The following is a 298-nucleotide window of genomic DNA, read 5'->3' on the forward strand; positions in this document are numbered from 1 at the left end:
TGAAAGCGCACGACGATATCCGCGCGTTCCGAGAGCCAATCTACAATCTTGCCTTTGCCTTCATCACCCCACTGGGATCCGACCACCACGACATTCGTCATAATTCTCTTCCTGTTGACGCGCGCAAACGAGGTTCCTTTTGGGAGACGGCAACTGGCGAACCCAGTTTCCGTGCCGATCAGGCAGCCATTGCCTTCTTCAGGTTCTCGTCGATCTTGTCGAGGAAGCCGGTGGTCGAGAGCCACGGCTGGTCGGGGCCGATCAGGAGCGCCAGGTCCTTGGTCATGAAGCCGGCTTC

The 298-nt window shown here is 58.1% G+C and carries 1 protein-coding gene; it reads right to left on the reverse strand.

Annotation, left to right across the window (positions count from 1 at the left end):
- A partial coding sequence (locus tag C6558_RS39425; RefSeq protein ID WP_146161039.1) for an adenylosuccinate synthetase occupies positions 1-101 on the reverse strand: 101 nt, incomplete at its 3' end.
- Positions 102-298: the final 197 nt, after the last annotated feature.

This window comes from Ensifer sp. NM-2 (assembly GCF_003024455.1).
In the GTDB taxonomy this organism is placed as follows: Bacteria; Pseudomonadota; Alphaproteobacteria; order Rhizobiales; family Rhizobiaceae; genus Ensifer; species Ensifer canadensis.